We start from the raw sequence: 17,803 nt of genomic DNA, 5'->3' as shown, positions 1-17,803 counted from the left end.
TAATTCCAAAAAATTTCCCAAGAAATTTTCAATTCAAAGAGGATTGGTATGGATTATGTCGAATTTATAGTTTAGCCAACATCCGTTCCTATAATTAACGACAAAAATGTAATATTTATTTTCGGAATATTAGCACTTTTTATTAGGGGGAGTTTCAATGAAAAAAACTACATCTACACTATTAAGTATGGCGCTCGTCTTTTCGAGTTTTGGAGCTTTAAGCGCCCATGCTGAGTCACTGCAAAAAGAGAAGCAATTTAGTCCACAGTTAAAAGCGAATATTGAACAATGGGGAGAAAACAAAATCGCGCAAAATGTTGAAACAAAAACATCAAAAGAAATTTCTGTCATTGTAGAATTACAGCATGCTCCACTCGCTTCACAAAGTAACATTCAGCATGCTCCGGATCTAAAAAATAGCAATGTGCAATCATACCATGCGCAACTAAAAAAGGCACAAGAGGATACAACAAAGAAAATTAAAGAAAAAGCACCGAAGGCAACGATAAAAGAAACATATAGTACATTATTTTCTGGGTTTTCTATTTCTATCCCAGGAGATCAAATTGCTGCTTTAGCTTCTTTACCTGAAGTAAAAGCAATTTATCCGAACTTAACATATAAGTTACATGAAACATCAAAAAGCCCAGCAGATCAAGAAACACCAAATGTTGGCGGCCCTACAGTTGGTGCACCTGAAGCTTGGAATTTAAAAGATCCAACTGGCAAACCCCTTGATGGAAAAGGAATGAAAGTCGCTATTATCGATTCAGGTGTCGACTATACCCACCCTGATTTACAAGCAAATTATATCGGCGGCTATGATACAGTCGATGAAGATAATGATCCGATGGATGGAAACGTCCACGGTACCCATGTTGCTGGAATTATTGCTGGTAACGGAAAAATAAAGGGGATTGCTCCGAATGCTTCTATACTCGCTTACCGTGTCATGAATGATGGTGGTACTGGTACGACCGATGATATTATTCAAGGTATTGAGCGCGCTATTCAAGATGGTGCCGATGTTTTAAATCTATCTCTTGGTCAAGATTTGAATGTACCTGATCAGCCTGTAACATTAACGTTAGAACGTGCAGCAAAGCTTGGGGTTACTGCGGTCGTCTCAAATGGAAATGATGGACCAAAACCTTGGTCTGTTGACGCTCCTGGTAACGCAAGTAGTGTCATCTCTGTTGGAGCATCTACAGTTTCTATTCCATTTCCAACATTCCAAGTAGCTGGTTCCAATAAATCTTACCAAGGATTACCTTTATCAAAAGCAGATTTCCAAGTAGGAAACGATGCTCAGCTTGTATATGTTGGCTACGGTAATCCAAGCGATTACGCTAAACAAGATGTGAAAGGGAAGTTCGCCCTTGTTTTACAAGGAACTTCGAGCACGTTAGTAAAAGCAGAACAAGCGAAACAAGCTGGCGCTCTCGGCGTGCTACTAATTTCTAACGAAAAAGAAATTAATATTATGCCCGAATATTTTGGACGTGAAGATGTAGCTCTTCCAGTTATGCAACTATCAAATACAAATGGTGAAGAGTTGAAAAATTTAATTACAAAACGAAAGAAAAATATAAAAATTGGACAACCAAGCCAAACCGAACTTATTGGTAACTTCAGTTCAAGAGGACCATCACAAGGAAGTTGGCTCATAAAGCCTGATATAGTTGCACCTGGAGTAAACATTACAAGCACAGTGCCAAGAGGTGGCTATGAATCTCACAACGGAACAAGTATGGCTGCGCCACAAGTAGCGGGAGCCGTTGCTCTGCTGCGTCAAATGCATCCTGATTGGACGACAGAACAATTGAAAGCAGCTCTTGCCAACACTGCAAAAACATTAAAGGATGTCAATGAAAATACATATCCTGTCATGGCACAAGGATCTGGTTTAATTAACATTCCAAAAGCAGCAAAAGCAGATGCATTAGTGAAACCAAACAATGTAAGTTTCGGTCTCATTAAACCTAATAGTGGCAAAGTGAAGTTAACACAAAATATTACGTTACAAAATCTTTCTAACAAAAAGAAAAACTTTTCAACTCGCATTGAATTACTAGATACAAAAACAAAAGTCCAGACTTCTTTCCCTTCTTCTATTAGCATTAAACCGAATAGTAACATCGAAAAGCCTTTTACTATTACTGTTGATAGCTCCTTACCACAAGGTGTATATACGGGAAATCTATATGTAAAAGAGCAAGGGAAGACTGAAGAAATGCGTATTCCATTTACATTTAGCATCGATCCGAAAGAATACAAGCGTATTGATGGCCTTGAAATCGTTAATTCTACTTTCAGTCCAAATAATGACAGAATACTAGATGACAACCTTATCAATTACTATTTAGTTACACCAGTTGAGGATGTAACGTTTCATGCTAATTTAATTACGAAAGACCGAGTAACATATAAAGGAATCGTTCATCAAGGTAAGAATGAAACACCAGGTTATAAATCTTTCAAATGGAATGGTACGAAAACTGATGGATCACCTCTACCTGATGGCTTATACCAAATTGAAGCTGTTGCTTCTAATTCTGGAGGAGAAACGAAACAAACAGGAGCTGTATTTGTCGACCGCACTGCACCGAAATTATCGCCTGAAGTAGATCAAGAAAACCTCGTAATTAGAGGGAAAGTAGATGATATACTTTTAGATTGGATGACAGAATCCGGATGGGTTGCTCCAGGACATCCAGTAACAATACAGTATGAAATTAATGGAAATGGCGTATGGGAAAATGCATTCTTGAACCATTGGGAGAAAAACTTTGAAATTTATTTCGATCGCAATCAATTACAACAAGGGAAAAATACAATCCACATTGCAGCAACTGATGCAGCCGGAAATACATCTAATTTAAATGTTGATTTAGAAGTAAAATAATAAAATTATTGTTGACAAGCTTTTAAATATAGTTTTATAATACAAAACATAGTTTAGTTGAACGAATTATATATCGGCTTTGAAGGAATACTAGTAGCGACTTATATCCCTGTCTCAGAGAACTGATGGTTGGTGCGAATCAGTACATATACAAGCGTGAATTACAATTCTGGAGCTTCTTTCCCGTAATGCTTTTTATGCATGAAGAGAAAGACGGATTTTTCCGTTATCTTAAAGTAAGTGGTAAACAATTAATTGTTTACAAATAGGGTGGTACCGCGATTTTTATCGTCCCTATCGGATTTTCCGATAGGGGCTTTTTTGCGTCCTTCCCTTTTAAATAATTTCATATATATGCGTTGAAAGAATCGCAGTAGTATCTTGTATCCCTGTTTCAGAGAGCTAATGGTCGGTGGAAATTAGCACATATATAAGTACGAATTACAATTCTGGAGCTTCTTTTTCGTAGTGCTTTTATGCATGAAGGAAAAGACGGAGTTTTTCCGTTATCATTAGTTGAGATGTAAGTACCTTTTCACTTACAAATAGGGTGGTACCGCGATTTTTTCGCCCCTATCGGATTTTCCGATAGGGGCTTTTTCTATTTCTCACACAAACAGTTGTTAAATAATTCCGAATCTTATGATAAGATTTTATAAGCGCTTACATTTTTTAAAGGGAGGTGATGCAATCTATACGAACCGGTATTCATTTTTATAGAAAAAAAGGAGGATGTCTAAATGACAAAGAAAACAGAAATTCCATCACATTTAAAACCATTCGTATCCACACAGCATTATGATCAATACACACCGGTGAATCACGCTGTTTGGCGTTACATTATGAAACAAAACCATAACTTCTTAAAAGATGTTGCTCATCCCGCCTATGTTAATGGACTACAATCATCTGGTATTAATATAGATGCGATTCCAAAAGTAGAAGAAATGAATGACTGTTTAGCACCAAGCGGCTGGGGCGCCGTAACGATTGATGGGCTTATTCCCGGCGTAGCATTCTTTGATTTTCAGGGGCATGGATTACTACCAATCGCAACAGATATTCGTAAAGTAGAAAATATCGAGTATACACCAGCTCCTGATATCGTTCATGAAGCAGCAGGACACGCACCGATTTTACTTGATCGTACATATGCAAAATATGTGAAACGCTTTGGGCAAATTGGAGCGAAAGCTTTCTCCACAAAAGAAGAACATGAAGCTTTTGAAGCTGTTCGTACATTAACGATCGTAAAAGAAAGCCCGACTTCTACACCTGAAGAAGTTGCAGCTGCTGAAAATGCTGTAATCGAAAAACAAAACTTAGTTTCTGGTTTATCAGAAGCAGAACAAATTTCACGTCTATTCTGGTGGACAGTGGAATACGGCTTAATCGGTAATATAGATGACCCAAAAATTTACGGTGCTGGTCTCCTTTCCTCTGTCGGTGAAAGTAAGCATTGCTTAACAGATGCTGTAAAGAAAGTTCCATTCTCAATTGAAGCTTGCACCGGGACAACTTATGACGTAACAAAAATGCAGCCACAGCTATTTGTTTGTGAATCATTTGAAGAGTTGACTGAGGCACTTGAGCAGTTCTCTACAACGATGGCATTTAAAACAGGTGGCACAGAAGGATTAGAAAAAGCAATCCGCTCCGAAAATCATGCTACAACTGAGCTAAGTAGTGGATTACAAATTACGGGTACATTTACAGAGACAATTAAAAATGATACTGGTGAAGTTATTTACACACGAACAAGCTCACCAACTGCATTAGCAATTCATAATAAACAACTAGCAAATCATTCTACATCTGTGCACAGCGATGGATTCGGGACACCAATCGGATTACTAGATGGTGATATTGCATTAGAAAATTGTACAGAAGAACAATTACAATCATTAGGCATTACAATTGGACATAGTGCAGAGTTTACTTTTGCAAGCGGCATTCATGTAAAAGGAACAGTAACAGACATTGTAAAGAATGATAAAAAAATTGCTCTTATCTCCTTTATAAATTGTACAGTTACTCATAAAGATCGCTTATTATTTGATCCTTCATGGGGAGCATTTGATATGGCTGTCGGCTCACAAATCACTTCTGTATTCCCAGGAGCGGCAGATGCGGCTGCATTTTTCCCGATGAATGAAGAAGTACAAAAAACTCCTGATCCACTTGTACTGAATGAGCTTGAACGTATGTATCAAACAGTTCGGGATATACGTAACGATAGTATTTTACACGATACTCATACTGATCAATTAATAGCTATTCAAGAAGTATTAAATAAATTTCATCCGAAAGAATGGTTGCTTCGTCTTGAAATTTTAGAATTGCTTTTAGAACATAATAAGGGCCACGAAGCATCAGCGGCATTATTGCAACAACTTTCTACTTTCACAACTGACGAATCTGTAACACGTCTTATTAACAACGGTCTTGCGTTACTACAGGTAAAGGATGTGAAAAATGATGCTACGACTAACTAATGAAGAGGTACAAGAAGAATTAGTTAAGCTGGATAAATGGACAGTGAAAGATGAAAAATGGATTGAAAGAAAATATATGTTTTCCGACTACTTAAAAGGAGTCGAATTTGTCTCTGAAGCCGCCAAACTATCAGAAGAACATAATCACCACCCATTTATCCTTATCCAGTATAAAGCAGTCATTATTACTTTGTCATCATGGAATGCAAAAGGTTTAACCAAACTAGATTTTGACCTTGCAAAGCAATTTGATGAACTGTTTTTACAAAATGAAAAAGCGATTATAAGAAAGTAAAAAAGAGAAGCCTTTAATTAGGCTTCTCCTTTTACTTTAAAATGTATACAATGTCCAAACGGATCCTTGGCCTGTAATATTCCATCTTTGTACGTAGCAACTACGCCAATATATTTTAAGCTTTCACACACTTGCTCTTTTTGTTTTTCATCTGCTAGTACAATTGTGAAATATTTTAAGCCAACGGAATTTGGCATTTGTGGTGGTATCCCTTCACCTTGCCATGTATTTAAACCGATATGGTGATGATAACCACCTGCGGATACAAACAGCGCTCCATTACGAGCTGGGATCGTTACATCAAAACCAAGACCATCAACATAGAAACGTTTTGCTTCTTCTAAGTCAGCTACATGTAAATGAATATGCCCCATCACAGTACCAGCTGGGAACCCATTCCATGTACTTCCTTGCTGTAATAATTCTTCACCGGCTAATGGGTTACTAACAAATGGTAGCTCTCCATTCTCATCACGCCAAACTTCTTTTTGGCGATCATGATAAATTTCAATCCCGTTTCCATCTGGATCAGCTAAATAAAGAGCTTCACTAAAGTAATGATCGGCTCCACCGTGCAGTGGATATACCATCTCTACAAGATGACGAAGAATGTTCGCTAAGTCCTGTCTATTTGGTAATAAAATTGCATAATGATATAAACCTGTTCTACCTCGTTGTTTCGGAAAAGCTTCTTTCTTTTCTTCAATTATTAGGAGTGGTTCGTCATTTTCATTCCCAAATGTAACGACAGTTTCATCTTCTTTTAGCACTTTCATTCGCAATACTTCTGTATAAAACTCTAGCGATTTCTTTACATTTGATACATATAAATGAACAACCCCAAGTGTTGTTTCGGGATGAAGTGGAAAGCCCATTTTGTTATACCCCCATTTTAATTAATTCTTCTTTAACATTTTCTCTTTTAAGAAATTATCTACAAAACCGTCAGCTTTCGCAACAAATAAGTAAGCACCCATTGCTAATAATGCAAGTTCTAACTCAAATCCAGGATTTTTCCCGTCTCCTAACAAACCAGCTGACCATTTTACTTTTACAATCGCCCCAACCATAACAAGTGCGAATAATAAACCAATATATCTTACACCTAAACCTAGAATTAACAATAGACCTCCAACTAATTCAACTGTTGCTACACCGTATGCAAGTCCTCCTGGTAAACCAATGCTTGTAAACCACCCTGCGATATTGTCAATTCCTGATTGGAATTTTGTTAAACCGTGCATAAAGAATGTTACCCCTAACACGATACGAATAATTAAGTTACCAATATGTTGATTCATTTCATTCTCTCCTTTATAGTTTTCTTATACAAAACTTTTATTCACATTACAAAACATACACTAATTATTTTTATTCGTCAATTCATTTTTTATGAGAAAAAATATATTTTTTTTGCTATGATACAAATAGTTGTTTACAAAAAGGAGCTTGATTTTATGAATATCGGTTCTGCAATTCGTGAAATTCGTCAACGCAGAGGTATTACGATTGCCCAAATTTGTGAAGGAACGGGTCTTTCTAAAGGCTTTATGAGTCAGGTTGAAAACAATAAAACATCACCATCTATCTCAACTTTAGAAATGATCGCTAATTTTTTAAATGTTCCCCTTCCATATCTATTGTTAGAACAAAAAGATCGTTTGAAAATTATAAAAAAAGAAGAGCGTAAATACAGTGTGTACGGAAAAGATGAACAAAGAATTGAGCATGTTGCGGAGCAAGGTGGCCTTCGCCTAAATCTCGTAGAAATTTCTGCCGGATTCCCGAAAGAAAACTCGCCAAATGCTCATGAAGGCGAAGAGTGTCATCTTGTATTACGCGGAAAACTGGAAGTTCAACATGGTGAAGATATTGCAATTGTAGAAGAAGGTGATTCTTTCTCCTGGAATGCATGCGTTCCCCATATTGTTCGTAATATAGGTGAAGAATCTGCATTATTACTTATCTCTAGTCATGCGGAAAATCGAAAACGAGTTTACTAATTGATAAAAAAGAAGCCTGTTTCGTAACAGGCTTCTTTTTTATTCCCTTATAATTCCATAACTTGTCCCAACTAGTACGGTCTTTTCATGTTGATTGCGATAAACTGACTCAATTGAAACTTTTTTATATCCTTCCATTTGCTCAATATTTGTTAATGTTAATTCACAAGTAATCGTATCACCTGTAAAAACTGGTCTAATGAACTCACTTACTAATTCCCTCGCTATGTAATGTAACTCTTCTCCTACTTTTGTACCAATGCTAGCAGTCAATAGACCATGAACCATTAATCGTCCATTCTCATCATATTCCATATGATGTCTACCTTTATCGCCTGTAATATTTGCAAATTCAAAAACTTCTTCCTCAGTAAACCTTCTTTCGTATTTAAATACATCTCCAACTTTTACATTCATTTTTATCCCCCGTTTAATAAACTGAATTTTCTTTAATTTTATCACAAAATAAGTCTCAGTTCAGTTTATATTATTAAAATAGCAATCCTTTTTCTTCACTACCTTATAATTTTATCGATGCCCATCCTTTTTTGCCACTTGATACCCATAATACGCACATGTTCCATTTCTTGATAACTCTCTTACTTCAAAACCACAGCTTCTATAAAAATCAAAATTGTTAGCGGATGTATGCGCAAACCAATCGCCATGCGGAAGCTTTTGTAAACAAAGAGCTACAAGTTTCTTACCTAACCCTTTTCCCCTATACTCACACTTCACAACTAAATTTACTATGTTAGCAACCATGATTTGATCAGAAATCACTCTAACCATCGCGACCATTTCTTCTTCATCCCAAATTGTGAAAGCCCATGTGGAATTTTCAAATGCTATCGTAAATTTTTCAATTTGCCAAGAAGGGATATTATCATTACTCCAACCGGCATCTTCAAATAAAGTTTTAATTGCATATGCTGGTACACCGTTCGTTCCCTCACGAATAATAAGTCCATTATGGTAAATATACATGTAATCCCCCCTTTATTTTTATATACCATTCTCCAAAAAATGCAATTCACCTTTTTCATCCAACCCGCTTAATGGAATAAACGAGAACATCCATCTCATGAAATGAAGTTGTTTTCTCATAACTAAGCCCTGTTTTTCTAGCAACAAATATTGAAGCTGGGTGGTTCGGATTAATAAGTGAAATTAATTTATTCATTTGTAATGCTTGAAAACCATAGTCTCGAAATGCCGCCGCAGCCTCTTTCGCATACCCTTTCCCCCAATACTTAGGAAGTAACCAATAGCCAATCTCAATTTCCTCTTTTCCATCTACCTTCTGCTTGACAAGTCCTGCATGACCAATTCGTATCCCTGTTTCCTTTTCAATCATTACAAATAAACCGAGACCGTTTTTATAATTTGGAAGTACCCTCTCCTCCAAACTTTTTTTACATTGCATAAATGTTTTTAACATTCCATTTCCAATATAGCGCATTACCTTCTCATCCCCCCATAAAGAAGCATAAAACGGTAAATCATCCATTGTATATTTGCGAAATTGTAAACGATCTGTATGAAACACTCTTTTATTCACTCCCATCATTTTGAACCTCATTACATAACTATATATTTCAAACTACTTAAATGTTAAATAATTTTTATCAAGACGCCACAAAAAAGAAAGAAAATTCAGTCTTATAAAAATGTATTATATCAAAAAAAAGCAGTAGACAAAAGAGTGTCTACTGCATCCATATCATAACTAGTATTAAGAAAACTACAATTGAGGGGGTGTAGGATTTTCATATATACTAGATACTTATCCCGTTCTAACGGGCGGTAAACCTTCCAATCTTTTGAGTGGAAAGTTTACCGCACATAAGAACTTTGCGGTCATTAAGAAAGCACTGTTAAGTATTCAAATACACGCTGAGCTTTTTCTCCACCCATTCGTGCATGTTGAAGTAGCGAGATGCCATGCGGGCCAGGTGCAAATAACGCTTCTGGTTGTACTACTAAAATAGCTTGTACAACTTCAAGTTTCCCAAGCATAGCCGCTGCAAAAATATCCATCCGAGCTCCCTTTTCCAGTAAATAAAGCGCAATATCTTTACGTCCTACATGGGCCGCTGCTCCTAAGGCACTTTCCCAATCTGAGCCGCCCCAATTATAAGAGGCATGAAGTAAGCTTGGCGATTCTGCCAATAGTTCCTGTACTTTTTCTAAATCTCCGTGAGCTGCCATAACAAATTCTCTTACTAATTCAATGGTAATACGTTCTTCTGTTTGCATCGCTCTGCTCCTTTTTTAGAAATTCGTTTCGGTGTAAAAAATGGCTTGTCGCTTCCTTGAAAAATATCTACTTCTATGCCAAATACATGTTGAAACATTTGTTGACATAATACTTCTTCTGGTACACCGTCATACTGAATCTTTCCTCGCTTTAATACGAGTAAACGATCACTATATTGAGCCGCTTGGTTAATGTCATGTAAGACCATTATAATTGTCATACCAAACTCCTCGTTTAATCGTTTCACAAGTTCCATTACTTCCAACTGGTGAACGATATCCAAAAAGGTTGTTGGTTCATCTAATAATAAGACATTTGTACGTTGTGCTAGCGTCATCGCAATCCAAGCACGTTGTCTTTCTCCTCCTGATAAGGATTGTAAAAGACGATATTCATACCCTTCAAGATTTGTAACAGACAATGCCCAATCAACAATTTCTTCATCTTCTTTGTTTAAGCGACTACTCCATGATTTATGAGGACCTCTTCCGAACTCTATTAGTTCTTTCACTGTTAAATCTAATTGATGATCATGCATTTGTGGTAACATCGCTAATTGCTTCGCTACATCCGCACTCTTCATCGTATGAATATTTGTCCCATCTAAAATGATATCTCCTTCGCTTTGTTTAAGTAGCCGTGCTATTAAACGCAGCAAAGTAGATTTCCCGGATCCATTCGGACCGATTAAACTAACGATTTCTCCAGCTTTAATATGTACATTCATATTTTGCATTTGAAATCTTTCAGAATGTGCGTAAAACACTTTGTTAACGGAAATCACGTTGTTTTCCTCCTCTATGAATTAAATATAAGAAGAACGGACCACCTAAGAAGGACAATAAAATACCAACAGGCAATTCGATTGGATCGAACCAACTTCGAGCTATCGCATCCGCGAAAACAAGTAATATCCCTCCGCCAAGGCATGATAATGGCAGTAAATATTTATAGTCATTTCCAACTAATAAACGTAACATATGCGGTACAACAAGACCTACAAATCCAATTAGACCAGAAACACTAACCGCAATTCCAGCTAACATTGTACTTACTACTATTAAATAAAACCGACTTCTTTCCACGTTATGCCCTAATAATTTCGCCATTTCATCCCCAAGCATTAATACCCGAATGTGTTTAATACCGAAGAAAGCTAATATAATAGCGAATATTGCATAGTAAATAATCATATTTAAATGTGCCCAGCTCACACCACCAATACCGCCAGCTAACCACGGTAACACGGATTGTACTTTGTCACTATGTAATAACATTAATGCTGACGTTGCTGCACCAATTAATGCATTGATTGACACACCTACTAAGACGATTCTTGAAGGCGGTGCCCCTTTTTGCCATGATAAAGCATAAATGACCATCGCTGTTATGAAAGCTCCTAAAAACGCTCCTAGCGGTAAAAAAGCCATGTGCTGAGGAAATAGAATCATAATTACAATTGCTACAAGACCCGCTCCAGATGAAACCCCGATAATTCCAGGGTCTGCAAGAGGGTTTCTCATAACCCCTTGCAGTAATGCTCCAGATGTAGCTAAACACGTTCCTACTATAAACCCAACGAGCACTCTCGGTATGCGAAGATCCCATACAATCCGATGAACTGTCGAACTTTCATCTTGTATCCCTGTTAGAATGTCTCGTAAAGAAAAAGATAAACTTCCTGCGAAAAGACCGTAAAAAAGACTTAGGAATGTTAATACGACTAAAGTAACTGCTATTATCCATCTTTTCTTTGCAAAAGGATGTTCCTTTTCTCTTACTATTTCACTACTCTCCATACTTATCATTTCCTTACATCTTGTATACTTTTATACATGAATTCCATCGCTTCTGTAACTTTTGTCCCAGGGTTTGATCCAAATAAATCTGGTGGCAAAATAACTACACGATTTTGTTTTACTGCATCTAAATTTTTCCATGCTTCATTTTTCATCATTTCGCCTTCAAATGCTTTTTTCACACTATTGGGATCTCCATGTGTAATTAAATAAATCACATCTGGATTTGCTTCAATAATACGTTCTACACTTAGCTGTGCATATTGCGGATATTCTTTCATTTCTGGAAAACCAGCTGCGATATTTTTCCCGCCCGTTTTTTCTAAAATATCCCCTGATAGAGATGTTGGTAATGCTGCTAAATAAGTGCCTGGTGCCCCATACACTAGCAATGCTTTAACGTCACTCTTTTTCTCATATTTCTTCATTTGATCATTAATTTTTTGGTTAAGCTCTTTTGCTTTATCTTCTTTCTTCATTACTGTTCCATACATTTCAATACTCTTTTGAATATCTTTTACAGAGTTGGCTGAAGAAATGATTACTTTTGTTCCTTGCCCTTCAACCGTTGGAATATTTTTTTGGAATCCATTATTAGCAACAAGTACGTCTGGCTTTAAACTAGCAATTTGTTCAAAGTTTGGCTGATGTGCATTTCCAATTACTTGTGTTTTTTGCAAATCTTCTGGAAGGGGAATTTTTGCATCTGGACGCCCGACGATTTTTCCTCCTAAAGCGTGGATAACATTCATGTCCCCCATACTTAACGTCGCAAAACTTTCAGGAACTTTATTGAATGTTATCTTTCTGTCTGAGAGATCGGTAATTTCGATTTTGTCTGTTCCTTTGTCTGTTTTTGTGGCGGATGCTTTTTCGTTTTCTTTTGCACTGCAACCTATTAATAAGAAAAAAATAGATAAGATCGCTGTGAACAGCGTAATGGATTTTTTCATTCTTTCACCTCTAATTGATAATGATAATCATTAACTACCATTCTACTTTAATTGATATAGATTATCATTGTCAATATAAACCGCATACATTTTCTTCAAAAACGAAAAAAACGCTACAAAAAGACTTTTTCTTTTCGTAGCGCTCTATTTAACAATTTTCTTCATATTCGCTCTCCTCTAATTGGTCACGCATCGTTCTAACACACTTAAAGAAGAAAAAAGCAAGAACTAAAAATACAACAATACTCCCCATCATAACAAAAGACTGCACCATATCTTTGACTCCGCTTGGAATTAATAAACCGATCATTAAAAATGTACTTATAGACAAAAGTACTTGTCCGAAACGGGTATAATCTGCTATTTTTCCTTGTAATTCTTTCATCTCTTTATCACTCCCATCCTCACTTTATCACATTCTATTAAGCTTAAAGACAAGTAAATAGAACCAAACTGGGAGATGTTTTCCAAAGTAAAAAAGAGCCACTTAAATGCGGCTCTTTTTTATCTATTATACGCCTTTATATGCTTCCATATAAATTTCTTTCAGCTCTGAAATGAGCGGTAATTTCGGATTAGCTGTTGTACATTGATCTTCAAAAGCTCTTTCTGCTAACATTTCCACAACAGCTTCAAATTGTTCTTTAGCAACTCCTTGTTCCGCGATACTCATATTGATATTTAAGCTTTTTCCAAGCGCAATAATCGCTTGGACGAGTGATTCCACACCTTCTGCCGCTGAACTTGCTGGAAGCCCGAGCATCCTCGCAATATGTGCATAGCGTTCATCTGCCACAAAGTGCTCATATTTTGGGAACAATGCGTGTTTCCTTGGCTTAATAGCATTATAGCGAACTACATGCGGCATAAGAATTGCATTTGCGCGTCCGTGTGGAATATGGAATTCTGGTCCAAGTTTATGTGCTAAACTGTGATTAATACCAAGGAAAGCATTAGCAAATGCCATCCCTGCAATCGCAGAAGCGTTATGCATTTTTTCTCGCGCCTCTTCATCATTTCCATCTTTATATGCTCTCGGTAAATATTTAAATACGAGATCAATTGCTTTTAACGCTAAACCATCCGTATAGTCATTTGCCATAACAGACACATAGGCCTCAATTGCATGTGTTAATACGTCCATTCCGGTATCTGCTGTTACATGAGGTGGTACTGTCATTACAAATTGCGGATCAACAATCGCTACATCTGGTGTTAATTCATAATCAGCAAGCGGATACTTTATATTATTTTTCTTATCTGTAATAACCGCAAATGGTGTCACTTCTGACCCTGTTCCTGATGTTGTTGGAATGGCAACAAACTGCGCTTTATTTCCCAAGTTCGGATACTTACATGTACGTTTTCTTATATCTAAAAACTTCTGTTTAATTCCATAGAATGTTGTTTCTGGGTGCTCATAGAAAAGCCACATCCCTTTTGCTGCATCCATAGCTGAACCACCGCCAAGTGCGATAATTACATCTGGCTTAAAGCTTCTCATCATTTCCGCACCTTTAAAAACAGTTTCATCTGATGGATCTGGCTCAACCTCGAAGAAAACTTCAACTTTTACATCATTTGCATGTTTACGTAAATAGTGCGTAACCGTATCTACATAGCCGTGCTCAACCATTCCTGGATCCGTTACAATAAATGCACGTGAAATATTAGGCATGTTTGCTAAATACGCTGTAGCATGTTTTTCAAAATAAATTTTTGGTGGCAATTTGAACCACTGCATATTCTTTTTTCTATTTGCCAGCCTTTTTATATTTAATAAATGAGTCGCTGTTACGTTTTGGGAAACTGAGTTTTTCCCGTAGGAACCACAACCAAGCGTAAGTGATGGAATAAATCCATTATATATATCCCCTATTCCACCTTGTGATGAAGGTGCATTTACAATGAGACGGCAAGCTTTCATACGCAATCCAAATTGTTTTTGTACTTCTTTGTTTGTAGAATGGATGACTGCTGAATGTCCTAAACCACCAAGGTTCAACATTTCTTCACAATATGTAAATCCTTCTTCTAATGAATTTGCTTTTACACAAGCTAATACTGGACTCAGTTTTTCACGAGATAGTGGATATGCTGCTCCGATTCCTTTAATTTCAGCTACAAGCATTTTTGTATCTTCAGGCACAGTAATCCCTACTAATTCGGCAATATACTGTGCTGATTTCCCAACAATATCACTATTTACTGCACATGTATTTTCATTAATAACAAGCTTTTCTAATTTTTCTCTCTCTTCTTCTGTTACAAAATAACAATTATTTGCAATCATTTCTGTTTTAACATCATTATAGATTTCCTTATCTACAATGATAGCTTGTTCTGACGCACAAATCATACCGTTATCAAATGTTTTCGATAAAATCAAATCATTAACAGCTCGTTTTACATGTGCCGATTTCTCTATATAACATGGTACATTACCTGGACCTACACCTAACGCTGGTTTGCCAGTAGAATACGCTGATTTCACCATACCAGCTCCTCCAGTTGCTAGAACGAGCGCAACACCTTCATGATTCATTAATTGTTTCGTTGCTTCGACAGAAGGTCTGTCAACCCATTGAATGCAGTGCTTTGGTGCACCAGCCTTCAATGCAGCATCGTATACTGTTTTCGCTGCTGCAATAGAACATTTTTGTGCAGAAGGATGGAATGCGAAAATAATTGGATTTCTCGTTTTTATCGCGATTAATGCTTTAAACATCGTTGTCGACGTTGGGTTGGTTACCGGCGTTACTCCAGCTACTACACCAACCGGTTCCGCAATTTCTATTACTTCTTCATGAGGATCTTCATGAATAATTCCTACCGTCTTGTCTTTCTTTATACTATGCCAAATGTATTCAGTGGCAAAAATATTTTTAATGCATTTATCTTCATATACACCACGACCCGTTTCTTCAACAGCCAATTTCGCAAGCGGCATATGTTGATCAACACCTGCTAGTGCCATTTTATGAACAATGTTGTCAATTTGCTCTTGTGTAAAACCTTCTAATGCTTGTAAAGCTTTTTGACCGTTATCTACTAACGAATCAATCATCTCTTTTACTTCCTGCATTTCATTTACAACTTTCTCTTTGACTACCATGTAAATTTCCTCCTATTCTACTATTCCGGTCCTTATATGTCCCTATAGGTCAAAATAAGTCCCAATTATCGCAAAAAAAATAGAGTTGCCTGCCTACATGAATTTCATTGTTTGTGAAACATTTCACAAGTTTGTTCGTGAGTAACATTTCATGAATTCAATATACATGAAATTATTTCATTTGTGTATGTCTATTTTGTGAAACATTTCACAAAATGATGTAATAAAAATGCACTGCTCTATATTAGCAGTGCATTTTTTATCCTTTTCGGCAAGAAGACTCCATCTGATTTGTGTTACGGGTGAAACCCAACAATTCAGGTGGAGATGAATTGCCGTCAGAAGGTAGACCAAACACCTTTGTTTCGTTCATAACAATTTTTTAAAGGGAGCATTTGTTCTTTTTTGTCTTACGATATAATCTGTCGTAGATAAGGAGGGAATAGATTGTACGACAACGAAATTGGATAATAATAATCATTCGGTTACTTGAACCAAAAGGAATTACGATGAAGACCATGTTCACATTTTGTTCCGTTCAGTTCCAAATATTGATTTATCAAAAGCGATTAACAGTTACAAAAGTGTTAGTTCTTGTCTCGTGAAACGAGATTTCCTAAGATAAAACATTATCTTAGGAAAGAAATAATTTTAATAAACTCTCTGAGAAAGGTGGTGAAAACAATAGTTTGTTGCCAGTACCAACCAAAAACTTACTTGGGGTGTTACCGTAAGGTGGCATGAATGCTAGAGCGTCAAACTGTCTAGCGATAGACGAAAAGACCTAGAGTTCTAACTCAAAGCCCCCACTGAAACGCTTCATCTCAGCGGGGGTAGTTGACTATGCTAGCGCTTGTGCTAAATCTTCAATTAAATCTTCACCATCTTCAATACCGACTGAAATACGAATTAATGTATCTGTAATTCCTAACTCTTTGCGGCGATCTGCTGGGATTGATGCATGTGTCATTTGAGATGGGATAGAAATTAAACTTTCTACTGCTCCTAAGCTTTCAGCAAGTGTAAAGTATTGTAATTTCTCAAGTACTTTATTTAATGTTTCTTCACTATCTACATCAAATGAAATAATAGCCCCAAATCCATTTGCTTGTTCTGTTGCTAATTCATGATTTTGATGTGATGCAAGACCTGGGTAATATACTTTATTTACTTTTGGATGGTTATTTAAAAACTCAGCAATGGCGCGTGAATTCGTTTCATGTTCTTCCATACGAATTCCTAATGTTTTTAAACCGCGAAGTAGTAAGAAGCTATCTTGTGGGCCAAGAATACCTCCTGTTGAGTTTTGTACAAAGTGAAGGTCTTCTGCTAATTGCGGGCTATTTACAACTACTAGGCCTGCAACTACGTCACTATGTCCTCCTAAATATTTCGTTGCACTATGAAGTACAATGTCTGCTCCTAAAGAGATTGGCGACTGCCAATATGGCGTCATGAATGTGTTATCAATAATTGTTAATACATCTTTCTCTTTAGCAAGAGTAGATATTTTCTTAATATCAGTAATTTTTAGTAATGGGTTCGTTGGTGTTTCCACATAAATCGCTTTCGTATTTGGACGAATCGCTTCTACAACTTCCTCTAGGTTTGTTGTATCTACAAATGTATGCTCAATACCGAAGCGGTTTAATACTTTCGTAATAACACGGTACGTTCCGCCATAAACATCATCTGTTAAAATGACATGATCACCTTTTGAGAACAACATAATTGTCGCTGTAATAGCAGCCATTCCTGAACCAAATGCAAATCCAGCATGACCATTTTCTAATACGGCAATCATTTCTTCTAGAGCTGCACGTGTTGGGTTACCTGTACGTGAATATTCATATCCTTGATGCTTACCAACTGCTTCTTGTTTGTACGTACTCGTTTGATAGATCGGTACGTTTACAGATCCAGTTGAAGGTTCTCCTATGCGAATACCATGAATTAACTTTGTCTTTGCTCTCATTTT

Annotated in this window: 16 protein-coding genes, 1 pseudogene and 2 other annotated features; of the genes and pseudogenes, 5 read left to right on the top strand and 12 right to left on the bottom strand. The window is 36.7% G+C overall.

The genetic code is table 11. The annotated features are described in order from the left end of the window. The first annotated feature begins 157 nt into the window (after positions 1-157). The 3 genes from JTF23_RS15350 to JTF23_RS15340 all read left to right on the top strand — a co-directional run bounded on the left by JTF23_RS15350 (position 158) and on the right by JTF23_RS15340 (position 5,695). Entirely contained in the window at positions 158-2,905 is a 2,748-nt protein-coding gene (locus JTF23_RS15350) for a S8 family serine peptidase (RefSeq protein WP_204209109.1), read from the top strand. 70 nt (positions 2,906-2,975) lie between these two features. Next, positions 2,976-3,204 (top strand) — a binding site (T-box leader). Positions 3,205-3,255: 51 nt separating this feature from the next. Beyond that, positions 3,256-3,483, top strand: a binding site (T-box leader). A gap of 162 nt (positions 3,484-3,645) precedes the next feature. Continuing rightward, on the top strand, positions 3,646-5,400 hold the full coding sequence (locus tag JTF23_RS15345; RefSeq protein ID WP_088099532.1) for an aromatic amino acid hydroxylase: 1,755 nt from the start codon (positions 3,646-3,648) through the stop codon (positions 5,398-5,400). Then, on the top strand, positions 5,381-5,695 hold the full coding sequence (locus JTF23_RS15340) for a 4a-hydroxytetrahydrobiopterin dehydratase (protein WP_002199307.1): 315 nt from the start codon (positions 5,381-5,383) through the stop codon (positions 5,693-5,695). The genes JTF23_RS15345 and JTF23_RS15340 overlap by 20 nt, the downstream gene beginning before the upstream one ends. Positions 5,696-5,712: 17 nt before the next feature. Here JTF23_RS15340 and JTF23_RS15335 read toward each other — a convergent pair whose 3' ends face one another. Together JTF23_RS15335 and JTF23_RS15330 are read right to left on the bottom strand one after the other, a co-directional pair. Next, positions 5,713-6,570 carry a VOC family protein gene (locus tag JTF23_RS15335; protein WP_088099533.1) on the bottom strand — a complete coding sequence of 286 codons (858 nt, stop codon included), beginning with the start codon at positions 6,568-6,570 and terminating at the stop codon, positions 5,713-5,715. Positions 6,571-6,591: 21 nt separating this feature from the next. Continuing rightward, complete coding sequence (locus JTF23_RS15330; protein WP_070144931.1) at positions 6,592-6,996, bottom strand: DoxX family protein; 405 nt, start codon at positions 6,994-6,996, stop codon at positions 6,592-6,594. 156 nt (positions 6,997-7,152) lie between these two features. On the opposite strand from JTF23_RS15330, the gene JTF23_RS15325 reads away from it, so the two are divergent. Then, a complete protein-coding gene (locus JTF23_RS15325; protein WP_088099534.1) occupies positions 7,153-7,698 on the top strand; it encodes a helix-turn-helix domain-containing protein in 546 nt (181 codons plus the stop codon). Between the two features lie 39 nt (positions 7,699-7,737). Here JTF23_RS15325 and JTF23_RS15320 read toward each other — a convergent pair whose 3' ends face one another. The 9 genes from JTF23_RS15320 to adhE form a co-directional block, all read right to left on the bottom strand. After that, a complete protein-coding gene (locus tag JTF23_RS15320) occupies positions 7,738-8,115 on the bottom strand; it encodes a hotdog family protein (RefSeq protein WP_002160412.1) in 378 nt (125 codons plus the stop codon). A 111-nt stretch (positions 8,116-8,226) separates the two neighbouring features. Beyond that, positions 8,227-8,685 (bottom strand): GNAT family N-acetyltransferase, encoded by a 459-nt coding sequence (locus JTF23_RS15315; RefSeq protein WP_002111948.1) that lies wholly within the window; start codon positions 8,683-8,685, stop codon positions 8,227-8,229. 55 nt (positions 8,686-8,740) lie between these two features. Then, on the bottom strand, positions 8,741-9,268 hold the full coding sequence (locus JTF23_RS15310) for a GNAT family N-acetyltransferase (RefSeq protein WP_002111949.1): 528 nt from the start codon (positions 9,266-9,268) through the stop codon (positions 8,741-8,743). 293 nt (positions 9,269-9,561) lie between these two features. Continuing rightward, positions 9,562-9,957, bottom strand: a complete 396-nt coding sequence (locus tag JTF23_RS15305; RefSeq protein ID WP_078172783.1) for an ankyrin repeat domain-containing protein — start codon at positions 9,955-9,957, stop codon at positions 9,562-9,564. Continuing rightward, positions 9,924-10,742 (bottom strand): ABC transporter ATP-binding protein, encoded by an 819-nt coding sequence (locus tag JTF23_RS15300; RefSeq protein ID WP_002111952.1) that lies wholly within the window; start codon positions 10,740-10,742, stop codon positions 9,924-9,926. Before JTF23_RS15300 ends, JTF23_RS15305 begins: the two co-directional genes overlap by 34 nt. Further along, on the bottom strand, positions 10,729-11,757 hold the full coding sequence (locus JTF23_RS15295) for a FecCD family ABC transporter permease (RefSeq protein ID WP_002111954.1): 1,029 nt from the start codon (positions 11,755-11,757) through the stop codon (positions 10,729-10,731). The genes JTF23_RS15300 and JTF23_RS15295 overlap by 14 nt, the downstream gene beginning before the upstream one ends. 5 nt (positions 11,758-11,762) lie before the next feature. Beyond that, positions 11,763-12,710 (bottom strand): ABC transporter substrate-binding protein, encoded by a 948-nt coding sequence (locus tag JTF23_RS15290; protein WP_016106201.1) that lies wholly within the window; start codon positions 12,708-12,710, stop codon positions 11,763-11,765. A gap of 148 nt (positions 12,711-12,858) precedes the next feature. After that, positions 12,859-13,095, bottom strand: a complete 237-nt coding sequence (locus JTF23_RS15285; RefSeq protein WP_002111956.1) for a YrhC family protein — start codon at positions 13,093-13,095, stop codon at positions 12,859-12,861. 126 nt (positions 13,096-13,221) lie between these two features. Next, positions 13,222-15,825: a bifunctional acetaldehyde-CoA/alcohol dehydrogenase gene (adhE, locus tag JTF23_RS15280; protein WP_204209108.1), complete on the bottom strand. Its 2,604-nt coding sequence runs from the start codon at positions 15,823-15,825 to the stop codon at positions 13,222-13,224. 502 nt (positions 15,826-16,327) lie between these two features. On the opposite strand from adhE, the pseudogene JTF23_RS27865 reads away from it, so the two are divergent. Continuing rightward, positions 16,328-16,473: pseudogene (locus JTF23_RS27865) on the top strand (transposase); the annotation flags it as partial. A 193-nt stretch (positions 16,474-16,666) separates the two neighbouring features. Here the strand turns inward: JTF23_RS27865 and JTF23_RS15270 are convergent. Beyond that, complete coding sequence (locus tag JTF23_RS15270; RefSeq protein WP_002111958.1) at positions 16,667-17,800, bottom strand: bifunctional cystathionine gamma-lyase/homocysteine desulfhydrase; 1,134 nt, start codon at positions 17,798-17,800, stop codon at positions 16,667-16,669. Positions 17,801-17,803: the final 3 nt, after the last annotated feature.

This window comes from Bacillus sp. RIT 809, from assembly GCF_016892495.1.
GTDB lineage: Bacteria > Bacillota > Bacilli > Bacillales > Bacillaceae_G > Bacillus_A > Bacillus_A cereus_U.
This window is presented reverse-complemented; position numbering and strand designations above follow the sequence as displayed.